Raw genomic sequence first — 21,584 nt, forward strand, 5'->3', positions numbered from 1 at the left:
CCCAGGATACACTCTGTCCCTACACGACGCTCTTCCGATCTGCAGTTCGCCTACACGCCCGTGGCGGGCGAGAATGTCGTGGCGGTGCGCGTCTCGCCACCGCCGCACCCCGGCATCCCGCACGAGCAGTCGGTCGCGGCGGGCGTCGGCGAGAACGGCGGCCAGCTCGCGATCGACGGCCCCACCTTCGTCGCGACCGAGGGCTGGGACTGGATCCCCGGCATCCGCGATCGCAACACCGGCATCTGGCGGCCCGTGGAGCTGGTCGCGACCGGCGACGTCAAGATCGGCGACCCACATGTCGTGACCGACCTGCCGCTGCCGCGCATCGACAGCGCCGATATCTACATCACCGTGCCGTTCGAGAATCGCGGGAGCGCTGCGCAGCCGGTGACGATCCGCGCGGCGTTCGACGATGTGACCGTGGAGAAGACCGTCACCGCGCAGCCCGGCAAGGGCGAAGTCCGCTTCACCCCCGCCGAGTTCCGCCAGCTCGCCGTGCGCAATCCGAAGCTGTGGTGGCCGAACGGCTATGGCGACCCGGCGCTGCACGACCTCAAGATCGATCTCACCGCGAGCGGCCAGCCGAGCGACACGCGCGCGCTCCGCTTCGGTATCCGCGAAGTGAGCTACGATCTTTCGCTGTTCGACCATCTCGGCCAGCTCCGCCGGGTGAACGTGCAGACCACCGATGGCGGCCTGGCCGGCCAGCAACTGATCGACGTCCGCCACGAGGCGCTCAAGCGCAGCCCCACCGGCTGGGCTGAGTCGCTCACCCTCGCCGGCGAGACCTCCAAGGCGGTCACCGCCATTCCCGACGAGACGCTGCCCGAGCCGCATCTGGCACTCCGCGTCAACGGCGTGAAGATCGCCGCGCGCGGCGGCAACTGGGGCATGGACGATGCGATGAAGCAGGTCAGCCGCGAGCGGCTCGCCCCCTATTTCCGCCTCCAGCGCGAGGCGCACATGAACATCATCCGCAACTGGATGGGCAACAACGACGAGGAGGAATTCTACGAGCTTGCCGACGAGAACGGCATGATGGTGCTCAACGATTTCTGGCAGTCGACCCAGAATTTCCAGGTCGAGCCCGACGACGCCGCGCTGTTCCTGGCCAACGCCCGCGACGTGGTGGCGCGCTATCGCAACCACCCCTCGATCGTCGTCTGGTTCGGTCGCAACGAAGGCGTGCCCTATCCCACGCTCAACGAGGGGCTCGACAAGCTGATCCGCGAGCTGGACGGCACCCGCTGGTACACCGGCAGCTCGAACGAGGTGAACCTGCAGGGCTCGGGCCCCTACAACTACCGCAAGCCCGAGGGGTATTTCACCGATCTCGCCACCGGCTTCTCGGTCGAGACCGGCACGCCCTCGCTCTCCACGCTGGAGTCCGTCGCCGCGACGATGCCGGCCAAGGATCGCTGGCCGCTGTCGGACACGCTCGCCTATCACGACTGGCATTTCGGCGGGAATGGCGACACCAAGACCTTCATGGCCGCGCTGACCGGGATGTTCGGCCAGCCGCTCAGCTTCGAGGATTTCGAGCGCAAGGCGCAGATGATGAACCTCGAGACGCACAAGGCGATGTTCGAGGGGTTCCTGGGCCATCTCTGGACCAAGAACAGCGGCCGGCTGCTGTGGATGACCCACCCGGCCTGGCCGTCCAACACCTGGCAGATCTACAGCTGGGATTACGACACCCAGGCTTCCTATTACGGCGCCAAGAGCGCGGCCGAACCGGTGCACATCCAGCTCAACCTGCCGGACAACCAGCTGGTGGTGCTCAACACCACCCGCGACGATCTGCGCGGGCTGACCGCCAAGACGCGCGTGGTCAGCCTCGACAATGTCCAGCTGTTCGCCCGCACCGACAAGGTCGATGCGCGTGCCAACCGGGTGACCACGCTGGACGACGTGCCGCTCGACCGGCTCTATGCGGCCAGCCCGATGCTGCTCGTCGAGCTGACGCTGACCGACGCCAAGGGCATTCAGCTATCGCGCAACTTCTACTGGCGCGGCCGCGACGATACCGCCTATCGCGCGCTGGAAAGCCTCGCCTCGGTGCCGCTCGACGTGCAGGCAAGCACGCCCAAGGTCGACGGCGAGGACAAGGTGATCGCGGTCACCGTTGCGAACAAGGGCACCGTGCCGGTGCTGAACGCCAAGCTCACCCTGGTCGATGCCGAGGGCAAGCGCATCCTGCCCGCCTTCTACAGCGACAATTATGTCTCGCTGCTCCCCGGCCAGCACCGCGTGCTGAGCGTGCGCTATCCGGCGAGCGTAACCGCGGCGGCGCACCTCGCGGTGCGCGGCTGGAACGTCAACGCCGCCAACGTCGCCGCGACGGGGAAATAAGTCAGCGGCCGGCGGACTGCAGGTCCGCCGGCGTGCTGCCGGATGCCAGGTACAAGGCCACGCTGTCCGCCAGCCGGGCGCTCTTCGCCTGAACCAGCTGCACCGACGCCTGCGACGCGGCCGACGCGGCGTTGAGAAGCTGGAGCGTGCCGAGCGCGCCCAGCTCCACCTGCCGCCGCGTCATCGCCAGCGTGCGGCTTGCCGCTGCATCGGCGCGCGCGGCTGCATCCAGCGCGTCGGCATCGGTGCGCAGGCCTGCGATCGCATCGTCGACATCGAGGAACGCCTGCAGCGCGGTTGCGCGATACTGCGCCTTGGCCTCGTCGAGCGCAGCTTCCGCCGCCCGCTGCTGGTGCTTGAGCTGGCCGGCATGGAAGATCGGCTGGGTGATGCCGCCGACGATCGAGAAGAACGGGTTGCCGTCCTGGAACATGTCGAGGAACTTGGTCGCCGAGCCGCCGGCATTGCCGCTGAGCGTGATCGACGGCAGCCGCGCCGCGATCGCCGAGCCGACATCGGCGGCGGCACCGCGCACCTGCGCCTCGGCCGCGCGCACGTCCGGGCGCGCCGCGACGATGTCCGCCGGCAGCGCGACCGGCAGGCTGGCGGGCAGCTGGAGCTCGGCGAGCATCGGCAGGTCGCCCGCGGTGCCCGGCGCCTGGCCGGTCAGCGTCGCGATCAGCCCCGCCTGATGCTGCGCCTGGCGGAGCAGCGGCGGCAGGGTCGCCTCGATCGTGGCGAGTGCGGTCTGCTGCGCGCCGACGTCCGCCTCGCCGATATCGCCGAGCTTGCGGCGCTTCTCGAGCAGGTCGACCAGATCGCGATTGTCGCGGATCGCCGATTGCGTCGCCTCGATCTGCGCCTGCAGCGCGGCATGCTGGATCACCGCCAGCACCAGATTGGCGATCGCGGTGGCCTGCGCCGCATGCAGCCGGTGCGCCGCCACGTCCGCCGCCGCACGCGCGGAACGGACCTTGTTGCGCCCGGCACCGAACAGGTCGAGCGGATAGGCGACGGTCAGCTGGGCAGTGTGCAGCGTGTAGAGATAGTCGTTCTGATCGGCGAGCGGGCCGGACAGCGCCTTCGATATCCGCGTGCGCTGCGCCTGGTAGTTCGCATCCACCTGCGGCCCGGTGCTGCCCGAAGCGGCTTTGGCCAGCTCCTGCGCCTGGCGCAGATTGGCCTCGGCGGCGGCAAGGTCGTTGTTGTGCGCCAGCGCCTGCGCGACGAGCGCATCGAGCCTGGCGCTGCCGAAGCCCTGCCACCAGTTGGGCACCACTGCCGCACCGGCGACCAGCTGCTGCGCAGCACCGCTCACCGGCGCGATCGTTCCCGGCGCCTGCGCAGGCGGCGTCGGCACGGGGTTGGTCAGGTCGTGCGGGCCCACCGTGCAGCCGGCGAGCAGGACGAGCGGGATCATGGAAGTGCGGCGCATCATGCCTGCTCCGTCGGGGTGCCGTCGACATGGTGGCGACGGACGGTGTGGCCATGCGCACCCTGGTGGCGCGAGAACTTGAGGATCAGCGGCGGCAGCACCAGCAGGATCAGCAGCGGCGCAAGCGTCATGCCGCCCACAACCACCAGCGCCAGCGGCTTCTGCACCTGGCTGCCGATGCCGGTCGACATCGCCGCAGGCAGCAGGCCGATCGCGGCGGCGAGGCAGGTCATGATCACCGGGCGCAGCGAATGCTTCACCGTCGCCGCCATCGCGGCGGTGTGATCCATGTCCTCGTTGACGTTCTGGTTGAACGTGCTGACCACCAGGATGCCGTCCATCACCGCGATTCCGAACAGCGCGACGAAGCCGATCGCGGCGGAGATGCTGAACGCCGTCCCCGTCAGCGCCAGCGCCAGCACCCCGCCCACCATCGCCATCGGGATGACGCTGAACGCCAGAAGCGTGTCGCGGATCGAGCCGAAGTTGGCGAACAGCAGGACGAGGATCAGCACCAGGCTGATCGGCACCACCACCTCCAACCGGTTGACCGCGTTGGTCAGGTTGCCGAGCTCGCCGGCCCACTCGAGATGGTAGCCTGGAGGAAGCTGGACATGCTTGGCGATGCGGGCCTGCGCCTCGCCGATCGTGCTGCCCAGATCGCGTCCGCGGACGCTGAACTTGATCGGGACATAGCGCTCCTGATGCTCGCGATAGATGAACGACGCACCGGAGGTGAGCTTGACGGTTGCCACTTCGGACAGCGGGACCTGGATGATGCCGTTGCCGGTCGGCGACGGTGCACCGATCTGGATGCGGCGGATCGATTCGATGTCGTCGCGCTGCGCGGCATCGAGCCGGACCACGATCGGGAAATGCCGGTCGGTCGACTTCTCGTACAGATCGCCGCTCGACTGGCCGCCGACCGCCGCAGCGACGGTGGAATTGATGTCGTCCGGCGTCAGTCCGTAGCGGGCAGCGGCGGCGCGATCGACGTCGATTCGGACGGTCGGCTGGCCGAGCGAATCCGAGATGCCGAGGTCGGCGACGCCCTTCACCTGCGCCATTTGCGCCTTGATCTGGTTGGCGATCGATTCGAGCGTCTCGAGGTCGCTGCCATAGATCTTGAGCGAGTTGGAGCTCTTCACCCCCGACGACGCCTCTTCGACGTTATCCTGGATGTACTGCGAGAATTCGAACTCGACGCCCGGGTACTTCGCCTGCAACCGGGCCTGGAGCTCGGCGGTGAGCTTCTCCTTGGTCACCCCGCTCGGCCAGCTGTCGAAGGGCTTGAGCGGAGTGTAGAATTCCGCGTTGAAGAAGCCGGTGGGGTCGGTGCCGTCATCCGGGCGGCCATGCGTCGAGACGACGCGATCGACCTCGGGATAGCTGGCGATGATCTTGCGGATGCCGTTCACCGCATCCTCGCCCGCTTCCAGCGAGATCGACGCCGGCAGGCTGGCGCGGATATAGAGATTGCCTTCCTCGAGATGCGGCAGGAATTCGACGCCGAGCACACGGATCGTTGCGAAGGAGCCGAGCACCAGCAGCCCGGCGAGCGCGAAGGTCAGCACGCGATTGGCGATGGCGAAGGAGATGGCGGGCTCCAGCACGCGGCGGATCTGCCGCACCACGAACGTGTCGACCTCCTTCAGCTTGTCCGGCAGCAGCAGCGCGGAGAGCACCGGCGAGACGGTGAACGCCGCGAGCAGGCCGCCGGCGATGGCATAGGCATAGGTCTTCGCCATCGGGCCGAAGATATGGCCCTCCACGCCGGTCAGCGTGAACAGCGGCAGGAAGCTGGCGATGATGATCGCGGCGGCGAAGAAAATGCCGCGGCTCACATCGCTGGAAGCGTGCAGGATCGCCGAGAAGCGGTTGGCGGGGCTCGCATGGATCCGCCCTTCGGAGATCGCGGTCGATCGGTCCGCCAGCCTTCGGAAGATCGCCTCCACCATGATCACCGCGGCGTCGACCACGAGGCCGAAGTCGAGCGCGCCGAGCGACAGGAGGTTCGCCGATTCGCCCTGGATCACCAGGATCAGCACCGCGACCGAGAGCGCGAACGGAATGGTGATCGCGACGATCAGCGCGCTGCGCAGGTCGCCGAGGAACAGCCACTGCAGGATGAAGATCAGCAGCACACCTTCGAGCAGGTTGTGCATCACCGTCTTGGTGGTGACGCCGATCAGGTCCGAGCGATCATAGATGCGCTCGATCTTGACCCCCGGCGGCAGCACGCCGCTGGTGTTGATCGCCTCGATCTCGGCCTTCACGCGGTTGATCGTCGGCAGCGACTGGGCGCCGCGCTGCATCAGCACGATGCCCATGACGATGTCGTCGTCCTGTCCCTCGCCCGCCACGCCCAGGCGCGGCAGGTTGCCGATCTTCACCTGGCCGACGTCGCGCAGCAGCACCGGGGTGGTGCCGGCGGTGCCGACCAGCACGTTGTTGATCGCGTCGACCGACTGGATCAGGCCCACGCCGCGGACGATCGCCGCCTGCTCGCCGAAATTGACGGTTTGCCCGCCCACATTGGAATCGCTCTTGCCGATGGCGCTGAGCACCTGCGGCACGGTGATGCCGTGCGCGGTCAGCTTGTCCCGATCGAGCTGGACTTCGTAGGAGCGCAGCTTGCCGCCCCAGCCGGTTACGTCGATCACGCCCGGGATGCGCTTGAAGCGGCGCTGAAGCACCCAGTCCTGGAGGGTCTTGAGGTCCATCACCGAATAGCCGCTCGGGCCGGTGAGCCGATAGCGGTAGATCTCGCCGATCGGGCTGGTCGGCGAGATCAGCGGCTGCGCGTTGCCCGGCAGGTTGCCGAGCTGGGACAGGCGGCCGAGCACCATCTGCTGGGCCTGTTCGTGCGTCACGTCATAGCTGAACTGGATCTTCACGTCGGACAGGCCGAACAGCGAGATCGAGCGCACTGCCGTCAGGTGCGGCAAGCCCGCGATCGCCACTTCGATCGGGGTGGTGACGTTGCGCTCCATCTCCTCGGCGGAGATGCCGTCGCTCTGCGTCACCAGCTCCACCATCGGCGGCACCGGGTCGGGATAGGCCTCGATGTTGAGGTTGAGGAAGCCGAGCACGCCTGCCGCGATCATGCCGATCAGCAGGGTGAGCACCAGCATCCGCTGGCGCAGCGCCATTTCGACGAGGCGGTTCATTCGCCGAGACCCGCCTCGTTGACGAACAGCGCGCCCTTGGCGACGATCCTGTCGCCGGGATTGAGGCCGCTGAGCACGCGGGTCAGCCCGCCGTCGGTTTCGCCGATCTGTACCGGCCGGCCATAGATCAGGCCGTCCTTGGCCTTCACCCACACGCGGGTGGTGTCACCCTCATGGATCACCGCGACCGCGGGCACGAGCACGCCCTTGCCGTTGTCGACCGGGCGGCGGATCGTGAACGACGCGAACATCTGCGGCTTCAGCTCGCCGCCCGGATTGGCGATCGTCGCGCGCACCGGCAGGCGATGCGTCGTCGGATCGAGGCCGGCGGCGACATTGTCGACCGTCGCGGTAAATTCGCGGCCGGGCAGCGCCGGAGTGGTGACCACCACCTGATCGCCGACGCGGATGCTCGCGGCTTCGCTTTCAGCGAGCTGCGCGACGAGCCAGACGCGCGCGGGATCGGTGATCGTCATCACCGGCGTTGCGCTGCCGCTGCTCAGGAACTGCCCCGGCGCGACGTTGCGATCGGCGATGATGCCCGAGACCGGCGCGCGGTACACGGTATAGGCCGAGGTGCCGACACCTTCGGTCTTGCCGAACAGTGCGAGCCGGTCCTGCGCGGCGCGCTGGGCCGACTCGGCCTGGCGGGCAGCGGACTGGGCGGCGACGAAGTCGGCCTGCGCCTGGAGATAGTCCTTCATCGCGCCGCCGGCGGTCTCGTAGATCGCCTTCTGCCGGGTGACGTTGCCCTGGGCGATGCGCAGCGCCTCGGCCGCGCTGGCGCGCTGGGCGCTTGCCGCGAGCAGGGTATTGCGCGCATCGATCAGCTCGGGCGAAGCGATGCGGAGCAGCGGCTGGCCGCGCGTCACACGCTGGCCCGGCTCGACCAGTACCTGGAGCACCTGGCCCGAGAAGGGCAGCACGATCGGTGTGCTGTGGTCGCCGTCCGCCTGGATCGAGCCGCTGGCGCGGACCAGCTCGACATTGGCGCCGCCTTGGACGGTGGCGAACTGCAGCTGCGCAAGCTGCTGCCGGGTCGGACGGAAGGCGCCCGACGGCACCGGTGTTTCGGGGACGGGCTTGGGGGTCAGCGCCGCCTTCACGACCATCGCCGCCACGAGGATCGCCACCACCGCGATCACGATCGCACCCACCAGCAACCCTTGCGAGCGCGTCGTCATCCGGCGCGCTTCGGGCAGGGGGTTGCTTTCCAAATTATGTCCAGTCACCAGAACCACCTCTCGGGTGCAATATAGCAGACACACATCCGTTGCGGTCGATGCTGCACCGCGCCATTATTGGACCCGACTGACAGGAAGCTTACGGGAAGATGAAAACGTGCGGGTGCTGATCATCGAGGACGACCAGCCGCTCGCCACCGCGCTGACCGAAGCGCTGAAGCGGCGGGGCGTGCAGAGCGATGTCGCTGCCAATATCGCGGACGGCCGCCAGATGCTGGAAGCGGCACGCTATGCCGCGCTGCTGCTCGATCTCGGGCTGCCGGACGGCGACGGGCTGGCGCTGATCCGCAGCCTGCGCGCGCAGAACGACCCGATTCCGGTGATCGCGGTGTCTGCCCGCAGCGCGCTCGATGCGCGGATCGCCGGGCTGAACGCCGGGGCGGACGACTATGTGGTCAAACCGTTCGATGTCGACGAACTGACCGCCCGGCTCCACGCGGTGCTGCGGCGGCAGGGTGCGCTGGCCGGCGCCGAGCTGCGCTTCGGCAATGTCCGCTTCGACACGGTTTCGGGCGACCTGACGGTGGGCGATGCCGCCGTTCTGCTCACCGCCCGCGAGCGCCAGTTCGCCGCACTGCTGCTCCGCCGCTTCGGCCAAGTGGTGAGCAAGCAGTTCGCCGAGGACCAGCTCTACGGCCTCACCGAACCCGTGGGCTCGAACGCGCTCGAGGTGCAGGCCTATCGGCTGCGGCGCAAGCTGGAGGCGGCGGGCGCGACGCTGCGCATCGAGACGATCCGCGGCGTCGGCTACATGATGCGCGACATCGCCGCCTGATGGCGGGGCAGCCGGCCATGCGATAGACCGGCGCAATGAAATTCTGGCCGCGCTCGCTGATCGCCCGCATCCTGCTGCTCGAACTGGGCGCGATCGCGATTGCGGCCGTGACGCTGCCGATGCTGCTCACGTCCTTCCTCCGCACCGAGGCCCACCGCTACGAACAGCGCATTCTTGCCGAGCAGGCGCGGGCGATCGCCCGGGGCATCGGCGGCGGCCCGAACGGCCCCGCCGTCCGGCTCGCTCCCGCAATGGTCCGCCTCTATGCCTCGCCCTATGACGGCCGCGCCTTCGTCGTCGTCGATGCGGCAGGCCGGACGCTCGCCGAGAGCCCCTATGCCGATCTTGTGCCCTGGCGAAACGCGCCGCGCGCGGCCGAGCAGGTTCCGTTCCGCGCAGGCGCGTTCGTGGGCGTCAGCCAGCCGGTGCGGGTGGGCCCTACCCGCATCTGGGTCATCGTGACGCAAGACCGCACCGGCCCCGGCGCCATTCTCGACGATGTCATCCATGGCTTCATCCGCCGCTATGATCCGGTACTGATCTCGATCCTGCTGCTCCTGCCGCTGATCAACAGCGCGCTGATCGCCCGACTGTTCTTCGCCGTGCGCGGCGCCTCGCGCCAGGCTGCGGCGATCGGCCCGCACAATCTCGATGTTCGCATCGAAGAAGCCGGCCTGCCGCTGGAAGTGGCGCCGCTGGCCCATGCCACCAACGATCTGCTTGCGCGCCTCCAGGCGAGCTTCCGCAATCAGTCCGAGTTCGTCGCCAATGTCGCGCATGAACTGCGCACGCCGCTTACCGTGCACCGGGTAGAGCTCGAAGGCGTGGCGGACCCCGTCCTGCATGCCCGGCTGCGCGACTCGGTCGATCGGCTGGGCCATGTCGTCGCCCAGCTGCAGGATCTCGCGGCGCTGGAGGTGGCAGCCGAGGACAGCTTCGAGACCTTCGATGCGCGCCTGCTCGCGCAGGAAACGATAGGACTGCACGCACCGCAGATCTTCGCCGCGGGCAACTCGATCGCGCTCGACGCGCCGCCCCGCCCGGTGTCGATCCGCGGCAACCGGGTGCTGGCGGGGCTCGCGCTGGCCAACCTCATTACCAACGCCAGCCGCCACACGCCCGCCGGCACCGCAATCGAGGTGCTGGTCGCGCCCGACGGCGTGCTGATGGTGAGCGATGATGGACCGGGCATCGCCGCGTCCAACCCCCAAGATGCTACCGAACGCTATTGGCGGGCCGACCATCAGCGCTCGGACGGCGCCGGCCTCGGCCTGTCGATCGTCCGCCGGATCATGGACGTGCACCATGGCAGGCTGGTGGTGCAGAGCCGGCCCGGCGAAGGGACTCGCGTCTCGCTACGCTTTCCGCTCGCCCCCGAGGCGGCGGTCACCAGCCCGTCGTAATCCCGATCCGCACGTTGCGCGGCCGCAGCGGGGTCAGCTGATCGCGCAGGCCGAGGCTGAACGGATTCCCGAACGCGAACTGGTTGGCGCGGCGATCGGCGAGGTTGTTCAGCGTTACACTCAGCTCGGCCCTTCCGATGCGCAGCGCAGCGAAGGCGTCGGCAGTCCAGTAGCGCCCCTGGCTCACGTCGAGAAAGTCTCCCGTGCCGAGTACCGAGCGACCGGTATAATCGGCCGAGAGCCCGATCCGCGGCTGCACGCGCGATTCCTCCCACGCATAGGAAAGGCCCGCATGCGCCGCGAAGGGCGGCGTCTCGGGCAGGCGCCGGTTATTGCGCTTGGAGAGGTCCGCGATCGGCCCTTCGACATGATTGTCGGTGAACAGGAACAACGCCTGCGCGCGCAGGCCGCGCACCGGCACCCAATCGAGATTGCCTTCGACCGTGACGATCTTCGCGTTGCCGATATTGGCGGTATAGGGCTGGCCCAAGCGCGTGATCAGATCGGCCTGGACATTTTCCCACCAGGCGGCGGAGATGCTGCCTGAGGCGGCGAGCCCCGTTGGACCACGCCGCAGCTTGCGGATTCCTCCCTCCGCCACCGTGATCGCGTCGGACTTATAGTCCGCCACCCGGCCGATTCCCGGCGCCACCGCGAGACCGCCGGTGCGGTAGCCGGTCTGGAAGCGCGCGAACAGCGCGAGGTCGGATGCCAGCCGCCACGAGGCGGCGAGGGTGGGGTCGAAGCGCTGCGTCAGCCGTCCCTTGACGAAGTTGGACGGGCGGGCCTGCGCCGAGGGATCGCCATCGGTGCGCGCGCTCGAATAGCGCCCTCCCGCCGTTATCGACAGATTGGGCGTGAGCGCAAAGGTCGCCTCGCCGAAACCGGAGACCGCATTGGTGACGTTGGTGACGCCGACGATGCTGACGTCGCGCCCGGTCTGGGCGACGCTGCGAGTCAGCACGTCGCGGTCGCTGACCAGCGTAAAGCCGGCGACCCAGCTGTTGCCGTTGGTCAGCGAGCGCGACAGCCGCGCCTCCTGGCTGAGCAGTTGCTTGTCGTGATTGGCGCGGTAGATCGTCCGCGGCCCCAGCACCGCGCCGCGGGCATTGCGCTGGGTCGCATCGAAGATCTCGCGCGTGTCATAGCCCGTGATCCCGCTCGCGGAGACGAAGCGGAGGCCGCTGTCCCAATCCTTGCTGACCACCAGCCGGCCGAACAGCAGCCGGTTGTCGAACGGCTGGGCAAGCAAGGTGCGGCGCGCGAGCATGCCCTCGGCGCGCTCGGCATATTGGCCGTCAGCGGCGTCGATCCACTGCCCTGCCCCGCTCGCCTCCACCTGCCAGCTGTCGCCGGGGGCGACCCGGATCGCCGCGCGCAGGCCGCCCGTATTGCTGCGGTTGACGTCACGGATCCTGCGGTCCTCGTCGCGCAGATAGCCGCCGTCGCGGATGTGATAGCCCACCAGCCGCACCCCTGCCTTGTCCTGCAGCAGCGGCAGGTTGAGCATGCCGGCAAGGTCATAGCCGGGCTCGGCGCCGCCTGTTGCGGTGATGCCCACCGTGGCAGCCGTCGCGACCTCGTGCAGGTTCACCGGGTTCGAGGTGAGCCGGATGACGCCGCCGATCGCCCCCGAGCCATACAGCGTACCCTGCGGCCCTTCGAGAATTTCGACGCTGGCCATGTCGTAGAGCCGCAGGCCCGGCTCGGGGCCCGAATAGTTGAGCTGGACGTCGTCGAGATAGACGCTGGTCGGTGCCTGGGTGCTGCCGTTGAAGCTACTGTCGGCAATGCCGCGGATGAACACCTTGTTGCGACCGGCGCCCAACTGCGTGCTCTGCAGGATCGGTACCTGGTGGGCGGCGTCGCTCAGCGTACCGGCGGCGGTGCCCGGCAGCGCGGTGCGGTCCGCAACCTGGGTCAAGCTCCCCGGGTAGCGGAGCAGGGTGATGCGCTGCTTGCTGGCGGTGACGACGATGTCGGGATCCGGGGCCGGGGGCGGCGGCGGGGCGACGCGCGGCGAGGCCGGCGTCGGCTTGCGCACGGTGGGCAGCGGCCCGCGTTCGATCCTGTAGCCGCCGCCCGCAAGGCGTCGGGCCCGATACCCCGTGTTCCGCAGCAACTGTTTCAGCGCGGCATCGATGCTCAATGCGCCACGAACGGCAGACGTGCGGACAGACCGCAGCTCTGCGTCGGTGCTGACGATGTCCGCACCGGTCTGGCGCGCCAGCTGGCCTATGGCGACGTCGAGCGTGGTGGCCGGGAGCGAAATCGTGCTGCGCTGGGCGCGTGCAGGTGCCCCCGGCAGCGCCAGGGCAAGCGCGAGGCTAAGGGGCGCTAGGCCCCTGCTCCGCCATAATCCACCGCCCCCCGTCACGACGCCACGTCGCCCCGATCAATTCGGCAAGACGCGGCACATCGCGATCGGCGACGCCCGAGAAATGAACGACACCGGTGAACGGCCTTTCCGACAAGGTGCCCCGCAGGGCGATATCGGTGCCGTAAAGCCGTTTCAACGCCCCTGCAACCTCATGCAAGGGTTGACCGGCAAAGCTCAGACGCCCGCTGCGCCAGCCGCCGACCAATGCCGGCGCCACGCGGGTGCGCGCGACCTCGCCGCCATCGCCGCGCGCCGAAAGTGCGTCACCCGCGCGCAAGGTCACCGCCGCGCTGCCCGGCTGGAACGCCACCGATCCTTCGGACACGGCGACGCTCATGCGGCCGTCGAGATGCGTGACGTTGAATACCGTGCCCAAGTCCTGCACCGCGACGTCGCCCACCTTGAGCGTGAACGCCGCCGCCGAATCGTGGCGGACATGGAAGAGCGCCTCGCCGCGATCGAGCGTGGCGACGCGGGCATTGGCACGATCCAGCGTCAGCTGGGTGCCGCCGCTCAGCTCGATCCGGGTGCCGTCGCCAAGCGCTACCGTCCGCCGCTCGCCATCGCGGGTGGCGACCTGATAGGTCTGCGCGCGCGGCTGGATCGTCGGAACGACCGCGAGCGCGAGCGCTGCCGCAGCCGCGGCGCCGCCCGTCCACCAGAGCCAGCGGCGCGGTGCGGGCAGGTTGTCGTTTTCGCCCGCCGGAGCAGGCGCGGGGAAACGAACCTCAGCGATCAGCCGGTCCGCCGCCGCGACGCGGTCATAGGCTGCGGCATGCGCGGGGCTTTCCTCAAGCCAGGCGACGAACGCGGCCCACACGGCTTCGTCTGCCTCCGCCAGCCGCAGCTGCCAGGCAATCGCCGTCTCGATCGCATCTGTCGTCTCAACCTGCACGGTCGGAACCCCTTTCATAATCGAGACGACGCAGGCCGGCCGAATCCGCACCATTGGAATCGAGCCGCTCCTGAATTTTCTTGTAGGCGCGTTGCAGCAATTTTTCGACGCCGCTCACCGTGATCCCCAATTGCTCGGCGATTGCGCGCTGGGGCTGCTCCTCCAGCCGGAATAGCCGCAATGCCGTCGCCATCCGTTCGGGCATGTCGGCGATCGTTTCTTCCACCGCCTGCCATTCGCTGCGTGCGACCAACGTGCGCTCGGCATCGGGCACTTCTTCCGCACCGGGCTGCGTTTCCATCCAGCCCGCATCCCGGCTGCCGCGGCGGCCCGCCGCAATCCGCCGATCGGTGGCGAGGTTGGCGGCGACGCGGAAAAGAAACGCAGCAGGCTGGGCGATCGGCTGCTCGGCCAACTGGTCGATCCGCAGCCACATGTCCTGCAGCGCATCCTCCGCATCGTCGCGATTGCCCAGCCGCGCGGCGAGCAGCCGCAGCAGCATCGGCCGCTGCGCCAGAAACACCGCCTTCAGACCGTCGTCGCCCACGCCTTTCCGATCCCCGCGAGGGTCAGGCCGGAAACGCCAGTCCCTCGGCACCAGCCATGTCGGCGATCGGCAGCCGGTGCAAGGCCTTGGCTTCGACAATGCGCGCCGCGGCGATAGTGTCGCCGGCGCGTTCGCCCGCCCCGGGATGGCACATCACCAGATGCATCGGCCCCGGCTGGCGGAGGAAGGCCGGGAACAGCGCAGCGTAATCGCCCCCGAAGTCATAATGGCCGGCGAAACCGCGATTGGTGCGCAGTCCCAGCGCCGCCGCTGCCTTGCGCAAGCCCCGGCTGTGCCAGGCACTACCGATCGCCTTCCCGGAAAAAGGGCGTCGCAGAATCGCCAGCGGATGGTCCGTGCAGTCGCGCACCCAGGCGCGCGGCGCGCGCGCGACGGTTTCGGCGAGCACCAGGTCGCGGATGCCGGGCAGCGCGTGGACGTGCTGGTGCCCATCGACGAAATCGGGCGGCCGCCGCATCGCCGCGAAGAACGCGTCGAACTGCGCGGAGACCTCCATCGCCACTTCGTCGAGCGGCACTGCCCATCGCCCCGCCACGCGGGTGAGCGGGTCGATCGCCGGCATCCGACCGCCCGGCGCGAAGCGCGGCATCGCGGTGCGCGGCGCCTCTTCCGTCAGCGTCAGGTGCAGCCCGATTTCGACATGCGCCGGCAGGTCCGCCAGCAGCCGCGAATCCTCTCCCCAGCCGGGCATCACCGCCATGCAGCTGATCGCGTTGATCTTGCCGGCCTGGGCGAGGGTGACGATCGCGGCGCTGATCGCGGGCGAATAGGCGAAATCGTCAGAGCAGAGAATGAGACGCGACAAGCACCGGTCCTTCGAGATGCTGGTACTGGCGCTCGCGGATGCGATTGCTCAGCAGGCGACGGCGCTGCAGCCGGCGGGCGAGGAAGGTGTAGAAGAACCAGTCGCCGGCAGCGGGTGCGGCGGCGGAGTAGAGCAGCCGTTCGAACAGCGTCCAGCGGATCGAATCGCGGTCGCGCTCGCGGGGGGAAGGCGTGCACCAGAGCTCGCCCGAATAGCCCATGCGCCCCTTGCGCATCAGTCGGTGGATCACCTCGTGATCCTCGAGCACGAAGTTCCAGCGCGCTGCATCGAAGCCGCCCGCCGCGCGCAGGCTGCGCGTGCAGAAGGCCTGACCCGCGCCGCCCGCATGGCATTGCCGGGGTAGCAGCCGCGCCGCCGCGAGGAAGCGTCGCGCCTCGATGATCCGGGCGCGCTCGTCGGTCTCGGGCGCGATGAAATAGGCGCCGGCGACGACATGGCCGGGACGCGACAGGATCGCCTCCGCGGCCGCGAGATAGTGCGGCGGGTAGACGGTGTCGGCATCGCAGGTCGCCACCCAGCGGGTGCGCACCCAGGCGAGCCCGGCGCGCAGCGCCGCGACCTTGCCGGGCGTGCGTTCGGTGATCAGGAGATAATCGAGCTTATAGGCCCGGCAGAATGCCTCGGCCACGTCGGCGCTGCCGTCGGTCGAGCCGTTGTCAACCAGCACCAGCATGAACCTGGTCGTCTGCTGGGCTAGGCTCTCGATCGTCGCCGGCAGATAGTCGCGCTCGTTGAAGAACGGGATCAACACGGTCCATTGCAGGTCCGGGCCTTGCGGCTGGCGGTCGAACGGGTCCTTCGAAAGATCCAGAAACATCGCTGCGAGCATCCCATCGATTCGAATGGGCGCAGGGGACCGACTCCAGAACCAGCGCGGCGGCTAAGTATTTGCCTCCGGCCGGTTCCTGGCTTGGTCAGTGCCTCCCCACCCGATCGAAAGACGACGCCTTCGCGGCCGATCCACACTGCCCGGACGATAAAAATTTCGAAGCGGTTAAGCCTGGTCCCTGCGACGATATGGCGGCGGGATTCCACACCTTCGCCCGCAGAAATTTCGCGCATGACGGGGGCGTCCGCGCCGATTAGTTGGTCTCCCCCGTGGAGCATTGGACGCCTGTTCGCACCGCCCGTCCGGCACGGGCGTGGTACCGTATCGTACTGGCACTGCTGCTGTTCGCCTCGGTGGCGGTGGCGCTGCGGGCGCATGATTTCGGCAACCCGGTGATCCATGTCGACGAGCAATATTATCTGCTGGTCGGCGACCGCATGTTGCACGGCGCGCTGCCCTATGTCGATTTCTGGGACCGCAAGCCGCCGGGGCTGTTCCTGCTGTTCGCCGGCATGCGGCTGCTGCCAGGCGACGGCATCCTCGCTTATCAGCTGACCGCGACCATCTTCGCCGCGCTTACCGCCGGATTCATCGCACTGTCCGCCCGGCGGCTGGGCGCAAGTACGCTGGGCGCCGCGGCGGCAGGCTGCGCCTATCTGCTCTGGCTCGGCTATCTGAGCGGACGGGGCGGACAGTCGCCGGTCTTCTACAACCTGTTCATGGCAGCAGCCGGCTGGCTGACGCTGCAGCTGCCCGCGCTCGCCGACGCCCGCGACCGGCGACGGATCGTCCTGCAGGGCGCCGCCGCCTGCCTGCTCGCGGGGCTGGCGATCCAGACCAAGTACACGCCGGTGGTGGAGGGCGCATTCTTCGGGCTGGCGCACCTCTGGTACCTGCATCGCGCGGGGGGGAAGCTGCGACTGCTCCTCGGCGCAGGCGCAATCTGGGCGTTGCTCGGCCTCGCGCCGACGCTGGCGGCGATTGCCTGGTATCATGCCCAAGGGCCCGCGGCGTTCGACAGCTTCTGGTTCTCCAACTTCGCATCGGTGGCGCTGCGGCGCAGCTATCCTGCCGCCAAGATCGTCAGCCGGCTGACAGGCACCACCGCGCAGCTCTCCCCCTTCCTCGTCTGCGCCGCCCTCAGCTGGCGGTGGCATCCGGCAGAGCATCGCGCCGAAGTGCGGGTAGCGTTCGGCTGGCTTGCCGCGGCGCTGATCGGCTTCGCGATGATCGGCGCCTTCTTCGATCATTACGCCCTGCCGCTGCTGGTGCCCTTCGCGATCGTCGCCGCTCCCGCGCTCGGGCGCTCCCGGATCGTCCTCGGAGCGAGCGCCATCGCCGCGGCGATCCTGTTTGTCGTCCACTGGCAGATCGAGCCCGACGACCGCGCTACCGCCCGCGCCGCGGCACGGATCGTCGCCACGCATGCCCACCAGGGCTGCCCCTATGTCTTCGCGGGCGATTCGGTGCTGTACCTGCTCGGCCATGCCTGCGTGCCGACCGCCTATGCCTTCCCCTCCACCCTCGCCTATGAAGCCGAGCAGGGCGCAACCGGGATCGACGAGGCCGCCGAAGTCCGCCGCATCATGGCCGCCCGCCCGCCGGTGGTCGTGACGATGGACCCGCCGCTCTCGCCCTGGAACCGGCAGAGTCTCGCGGTGATGGCACCGCTGCTCGCGCGCGACTATCGCCTCGAACTGCGCAGCCCCCGCGAGGAAAGCCATCTCCTCGTCTATGTCCGCCGCGATCTGGCGCGCTAGGGGTTTACACGGCGGCCCGGCTTCGGCTTGGGTAGCCCGACGTGCAAAAGAAGGGTTTCCGATGAAGCGCATCCTGTTGGTGGTGTTGGCCGCGATCGTGCTGGTCGGAGGCGCCGCCTTCGCCTTCACCCGGATCAAGCCGAGCGGCATTCCCGTGGTCCGCGCCGTCGCCGTGACGACGCTGCCGCACGACACCAGCGCGTTCACCGAGGGCCTCTTCTTCGACAAGGGCGCGATGTACGAGAGCACCGGGCAGGTGGGCGAGTCGGTGATCCGCAAGCTCGATCCCGCCACCGGCAAGGTGCAGCAGGAAACCTCGCTCCCCGCCCCCTATTTCGGCGAGGGCATCGTCGCCTGGGGCGACAGGCTGTTCCAGCTCACTTGGCAGGACAAGACCGGCTTCATCTACGGCCTCGACAAGTTCGAGCCGCGCGGCACCTTCTCCTACACCGGCGAGGGCTGGAGCCTGACGCGCAACGACAAGGGCATCATCATGAGCGACGGCACGCCCGTGCTGCGCTTCCTCGATCCGAACACCATGCAGGTCACCTCGACGCTGCGGGTGACCGCGAACGGCTGCCCGGTCGCGAACCTGAACGAGCTCGAATGGGTCGACGGGCAGATCTACGCGAACATCTGGCAGACCAACCTGATCGCCAAGATCGATCCCGTCAGCGGCAAGGTCACCGGCTTCCTCGACGTGAGCGATCTGGGGCCGAAGGACCGCGGCACCGACAATGTGGCGAACGGCATCGCCTATGACGCGGCGACCAAGCGGCTGTTCGTCACCGGCAAGCGCTGGCCGCAGCTCTACCAGGTAAAGGAAGGCGACACGGTCGCCAAGTCGTCCGAGGCGGTGAAGCTGACGAGCTGCAGCCAGCAGTAAGCGGCGCCCGTCCCTCCTTCTTCCCCCCCCCCGCTTGCGGGAGGGGTTAGGGGAGGGTGCGTGAGGGTAGCGGGCGACACCGTCCAAGAAAGAGCCTCCACGACACACCCTCCCCCAGCCCCTCCCGCAAGCGGGAGGGGAGTGAAGAAGCGGGAGGGGCGTCAGGCTTGCCCCCTCCCCCAACCCCGCTATCACCGCCGGGCCAAGAACAAAGGGGAGGATCCATGGCCAGTCTGTTCCGTCTGAAACCCATCACCGCCGCGGAGGACCAGCCGCACGGGCATCGCCTGGCGCGCACGCTGAGCTGGTATCATCTGGTCGCGCTGGGGGTCGGCGCGATCGTCGGCACGGGCATTCTCACCCTAATCGGGGTAGGCGCGGACCGGGCCGGGCCCGCCGTGATCCTGTCCTTCGTCGTGGCGGGGGCGATCTGCGCCTGCGCGGCGCTCGCCTATGCCGAGCTGGCGACCAGCATTCCCACCTCGGGCAGCGCCTATACCTATAGCTATGTGGCGCTGGGCGAGATCGTCGCCTGGGTAGTCGGCTGGAGCCTGCTCGCCGAATATACGCTGGTAGTCGCCACCGTCGCGGTCGGCTGGTCGGGCTATGCGACGCCTTTCCTGCTTGGGCTGGGCGTCCCGCCCGAGCTAACCCACGGTCCGCAGATGGTCTCGGGCCAAGTGGCGCATTGGGGCGTCAACGTGCCCGCGCTGTTCGTCGTGTGGCTGGTCGCCGGGCTGCTGATCCTCGGCACCCGCGAAAGCGCGACACTCAACGCGATCCTGGTGGCGGTGAAGCTGGTCGCGCTTGCCGTGTTCGTCGCAGTCGCTCTGCCCTATTTCGATGCCGCCAATTTCGATCCTTTCGCCCCCTTCGGTTTCGCCAAACATGCCAGCGGCGGGGTCGAGCGGGGCATGATGGCCGCCGCCGCGATCATCTTTTTCGCCTTTTACGGCTTCGACGCGATCTCCACCGCCGCCGAGGAAGCCAAGAACCCCGGCCGCGATCTGGCGATCGGGATCGTCGGATCGATGGTGGCGTGCGTCGCCATCTACATGATCGTGGCGCTGACTGCGGTGGGCGCGCTCCACTATACCCGCTTCGCCGACAGCCCCGAGCCGCTGGCGCTGATCCTGCGCGAGATCGGCCAGCCGGGCGTTGCCAAGTTCCTCGCGCTGAGCGCGATCGTGGCGCTGCCCACCGTGATCCTCGGCTTCCTGTTCGGCCAAAGCCGCATTTTTTTCGTGATGGCGCGCGACGGGCTGCTGCCGAAGTCGCTCGCGAAGGTTTCGCGGCGCGGATCGCCGGTGCGCATCACGCTGTTCACGGCGGCCATCGTCAGCGTCTTCGCCGCCTTCCTCCCGATCGACGAGATCGCCGCGCTTGCCAATGCCGGCACGCTGACCGCATTCGCCGCCGTGGGCCTGTGCCTGCTGGTGCTGCGCCGTCGCGCGCCCGAGCTCGTCCGCCCGTTCCGCACCCCCGCCGCCTGGGTCGTCGGCCTCGGGGCGATCTTCGGCTGCCTCTACCTGTTCCTCAGCCTGCCGACCAAGACGCAACTGTGGTTCGGCGGCTGGAACCTCTTGGGTCTCGTCGTCTATTTCGCCTATGCCCGCCGCAACGCAGCAAAGGGTGACGCATGAGCGGTTGGACGATCGGAATCATCGGCGGTTCGGGCCTCTACGATGTCGAGGGCATCGAGGGCGGCGAATGGGTGGAAGTGGCGAGCCCCTGGGGCCAGCCGTCCGACGCCTGCTTCGTCGGGCATGTCGGGCAGGTGAAGGCGGTGTTCCTGCCGCGCCACGGCCGCGGCCACCGCATCAGCCCCTCCGACCTCAACGTCCGCGCCAATATCGACGTGCTGAAGCGGCTGGGCGTCACCGACGTGCTCGCCGTCTCGTCGGTCGGCTCGCTGGCGGAAGAGCGCGCGCCGGGCACCTTCACCATCGCCGACCAGTTCATCGACCGCACCAAGGGCCGTCCGTCGAGCTTCTTCGGAGAGGGCATGGTCGCGCATGTCTCGATGGCCGATCCGGTCTGCCCGCGCCTTTCCACGCTGGCGGCCGAGGCGGCGCAGGCCGCTGGGGCCACCACCCATGTCGGCGGCACCTATCTGGCGATGGAGGGGCCGCAATTCTCGACCCGCGCCGAGAGCAACCTCTACCGCAGCTGGGGCTGCAACATCATCGGCATGACCGCGATGCCCGAGGCCAAGCTCGCCCGCGAGGCCGAGCTGCCCTATGCGCTGGTCGGCATGGTCACCGATTATGACTGCTGGCGCGAAGGCGAGGAAGCGGTGGACGTGGCGCAGGTGATTGCCCAGCTCTCCAGCAATGCGGAGAAGGCGCGGAAGATGGTGATGCACCTGCTGCGCAATCTGCCGGCCGAGCGCACGCCGTCGCCGATCGACACCTGCCTCGATATGGCGCTGATCACGGCGCCTTCCGCGCGGGATCCGCAGCTGCTGGCGAAGCTCGACGCCGTCGCTGGCCGGGTGTTCGGCTGATGGCGCGCGCAATCCTCGCAGCGGCGGCGCTGCTGTTCGCCGTCCCCGCCATCGCGCAGGAAGCCCCGGTCGATCGCTCGCAGGACCTGCGGTGGCAGAGCGCCCAGTCGCTGGCGCTGGCCAGCCGCGGCTCGGCACAGGGCTGGCGCGTGCTCGAAGGCGGTCTGCGCTGGCGGCGCGTGAAGGGCGACGGCGCGGGCCAGCACCCCAACGTCAGCGACATGGTGACGCTGCATTATGCCGGCACCTTCGTCGATGGCACCGAGTTCGACAGCTCCTATGGCGGCCCGCCCGCGCGCTTCCCGCTCGATCGGCTGATCCGCGCCTGGCAGATCGCGGTGCCGCTGATGGGCGTGGGCGACACGATCGAAATCGCGGTACCGGCCGAGCTCGGCTATGGCTTCCAGGGCAAGGGGCCGATCCCCGGCGGCGCAACGCTGCTGTTCAAGATCGAGCTGCTCGGCATCGGCGGCTGAGCGGCAGGGGGCTCGCCAATCGTTCGCGAGCCCCCTGTCCCCCCATCGCAAGGGTGCAACCATTCACGGCGCCGCC

General features: G+C 68.5%; 16 protein-coding genes. 8 read left to right on the top strand and 8 right to left on the bottom strand.

Features of this window, described 5'->3' with window-relative positions; all coding sequences use genetic code 11:
* Nucleotides 1–60: 60 nt before the first annotated feature.
* Nucleotides 61–2,355, top strand: coding sequence for a glycoside hydrolase family 2 TIM barrel-domain containing protein (locus QZ670_RS00005; protein WP_294250030.1), 2,295 nt, complete (start codon nt 61–63; stop codon nt 2,353–2,355).
* A gap of 1 nt (nt 2,356) precedes the next feature.
* Here the strand turns inward: QZ670_RS00005 and QZ670_RS00010 are convergent, their stop codons facing one another.
* Genes QZ670_RS00010 through QZ670_RS00020 form a run of 3 tightly spaced genes read right to left on the bottom strand, consistent with a single transcriptional unit; the run spans nt 2,357 to nt 8,177 of the window.
* Nucleotides 2,357–3,790: an efflux transporter outer membrane subunit gene (locus QZ670_RS00010; protein ID WP_294250032.1), complete on the bottom strand. Its 1,434-nt coding sequence runs from the start codon at nt 3,788–3,790 to the stop codon at nt 2,357–2,359.
* On the bottom strand, nt 3,790–6,960 hold the full coding sequence (locus tag QZ670_RS00015; protein WP_294250035.1) for a CusA/CzcA family heavy metal efflux RND transporter: 3,171 nt from the start codon (nt 6,958–6,960) through the stop codon (nt 3,790–3,792). Before QZ670_RS00015 ends, QZ670_RS00010 begins: the two co-directional genes overlap by 1 nt.
* A complete protein-coding gene (locus QZ670_RS00020) occupies nt 6,957–8,177 on the bottom strand; it encodes an efflux RND transporter periplasmic adaptor subunit (RefSeq protein WP_365894579.1) in 1,221 nt (406 codons plus the stop codon). Before QZ670_RS00020 ends, QZ670_RS00015 begins: the two co-directional genes overlap by 4 nt.
* Nucleotides 8,178–8,301: 124 nt before the next feature.
* Between QZ670_RS00020 and QZ670_RS00025 the strand changes: the two genes are divergently transcribed.
* Nucleotides 8,302–8,979 (top strand): response regulator transcription factor, encoded by a 678-nt coding sequence (locus QZ670_RS00025; protein WP_294250038.1) that lies wholly within the window; start codon nt 8,302–8,304, stop codon nt 8,977–8,979.
* 35 nt (nt 8,980–9,014) lie between these two features.
* Entirely contained in the window at nt 9,015–10,382 is a 1,368-nt protein-coding gene (locus tag QZ670_RS00030; protein ID WP_294250040.1) for a HAMP domain-containing sensor histidine kinase, read from the top strand.
* Here QZ670_RS00030 and QZ670_RS00035 read toward each other — a convergent pair.
* The 5 genes from QZ670_RS00035 to QZ670_RS00055 are packed head-to-tail and all read right to left on the bottom strand — an operon-like array spanning nt 10,366 to nt 15,868.
* Nucleotides 10,366–12,759: a TonB-dependent receptor gene (locus tag QZ670_RS00035; protein WP_365894581.1), complete on the bottom strand. Its 2,394-nt coding sequence runs from the start codon at nt 12,757–12,759 to the stop codon at nt 10,366–10,368. The two genes, QZ670_RS00030 and QZ670_RS00035, sit on opposite strands and share 17 nt — an antisense overlap.
* A complete protein-coding gene (locus QZ670_RS00040; protein ID WP_294250042.1) occupies nt 12,710–13,657 on the bottom strand; it encodes a FecR domain-containing protein in 948 nt (315 codons plus the stop codon). The genes QZ670_RS00035 and QZ670_RS00040 overlap by 50 nt, the downstream gene beginning before the upstream one ends.
* On the bottom strand, nt 13,647–14,204 hold the full coding sequence (locus QZ670_RS00045) for a sigma-70 family RNA polymerase sigma factor (protein ID WP_294250044.1): 558 nt from the start codon (nt 14,202–14,204) through the stop codon (nt 13,647–13,649). The genes QZ670_RS00040 and QZ670_RS00045 overlap by 11 nt, the downstream gene beginning before the upstream one ends.
* A gap of 22 nt (nt 14,205–14,226) precedes the next feature.
* On the bottom strand, nt 14,227–15,030 hold the full coding sequence (locus QZ670_RS00050; protein ID WP_294250047.1) for a ChbG/HpnK family deacetylase: 804 nt from the start codon (nt 15,028–15,030) through the stop codon (nt 14,227–14,229).
* On the bottom strand, nt 15,005–15,868 hold the full coding sequence (locus QZ670_RS00055; RefSeq protein ID WP_294250049.1) for a glycosyltransferase family A protein: 864 nt from the start codon (nt 15,866–15,868) through the stop codon (nt 15,005–15,007). Before QZ670_RS00055 ends, QZ670_RS00050 begins: the two co-directional genes overlap by 26 nt.
* A 281-nt stretch (nt 15,869–16,149) precedes the next feature.
* On the opposite strand from QZ670_RS00055, the gene QZ670_RS00060 reads away from it, so the two are divergent.
* The 5 genes from QZ670_RS00060 to QZ670_RS00080 all read left to right on the top strand — a co-directional run bounded on the left by QZ670_RS00060 (nt 16,150) and on the right by QZ670_RS00080 (nt 21,508).
* A complete protein-coding gene (locus tag QZ670_RS00060; protein WP_294250052.1) occupies nt 16,150–17,640 on the top strand; it encodes a hypothetical protein in 1,491 nt (496 codons plus the stop codon).
* Nucleotides 17,641–17,701: 61 nt separating this feature from the next.
* Nucleotides 17,702–18,526 carry a glutaminyl-peptide cyclotransferase gene (locus tag QZ670_RS00065; protein WP_294250056.1) on the top strand — a complete coding sequence of 275 codons (825 nt, stop codon included), beginning with the start codon at nt 17,702–17,704 and terminating at the stop codon, nt 18,524–18,526.
* Between the two features lie 224 nt (nt 18,527–18,750).
* A complete protein-coding gene (locus QZ670_RS00070; protein WP_294250059.1) occupies nt 18,751–20,169 on the top strand; it encodes an amino acid permease in 1,419 nt (472 codons plus the stop codon).
* Entirely contained in the window at nt 20,166–21,032 is an 867-nt protein-coding gene (locus QZ670_RS00075) for an S-methyl-5'-thioadenosine phosphorylase (protein ID WP_294250062.1), read from the top strand. Before QZ670_RS00070 ends, QZ670_RS00075 begins: the two co-directional genes overlap by 4 nt.
* Complete coding sequence (locus tag QZ670_RS00080) at nt 21,032–21,508, top strand: FKBP-type peptidyl-prolyl cis-trans isomerase (protein ID WP_294250065.1); 477 nt, start codon at nt 21,032–21,034, stop codon at nt 21,506–21,508. The genes QZ670_RS00075 and QZ670_RS00080 overlap by 1 nt, the downstream gene beginning before the upstream one ends.
* Nucleotides 21,509–21,584: the final 76 nt, after the last annotated feature.

This window comes from uncultured Sphingomonas sp., assembly GCF_913774285.1.
Lineage (GTDB): Bacteria > Pseudomonadota > Alphaproteobacteria > Sphingomonadales > Sphingomonadaceae > Sphingomonas.

Bases quoted from the DNA above. Each gene is read 5' to 3' on its own strand.
- QZ670_RS00065 (WP_294250056.1), top strand. From the start codon at position 17,702: ATGAAGCGCATCCTGTTGGTGGTGTTGGCCGCGATCGTGCTGGTCGGA.
- QZ670_RS00080 (WP_294250065.1), top strand. From the start codon at position 21,032: ATGGCGCGCGCAATCCTCGCAGCGGCGGCGCTGCTGTTCGCCGTCCCC.
- QZ670_RS00070 (WP_294250059.1), top strand. From the start codon at position 18,751: ATGGCCAGTCTGTTCCGTCTGAAACCCATCACCGCCGCGGAGGACCAG.
- QZ670_RS00055 (WP_294250049.1), bottom strand. From the start codon at position 15,868: ATGTTTCTGGATCTTTCGAAGGACCCGTTCGACCGCCAGCCGCAAGGC.
- QZ670_RS00075 (WP_294250062.1), top strand. From the start codon at position 20,166: ATGAGCGGTTGGACGATCGGAATCATCGGCGGTTCGGGCCTCTACGAT.
- QZ670_RS00030 (WP_294250040.1), top strand. From the start codon at position 9,015: ATGAAATTCTGGCCGCGCTCGCTGATCGCCCGCATCCTGCTGCTCGAA.
- QZ670_RS00015 (WP_294250035.1), bottom strand. From the start codon at position 6,960: ATGAACCGCCTCGTCGAAATGGCGCTGCGCCAGCGGATGCTGGTGCTC.
- QZ670_RS00010 (WP_294250032.1), bottom strand. From the start codon at position 3,790: ATGCGCCGCACTTCCATGATCCCGCTCGTCCTGCTCGCCGGCTGCACG.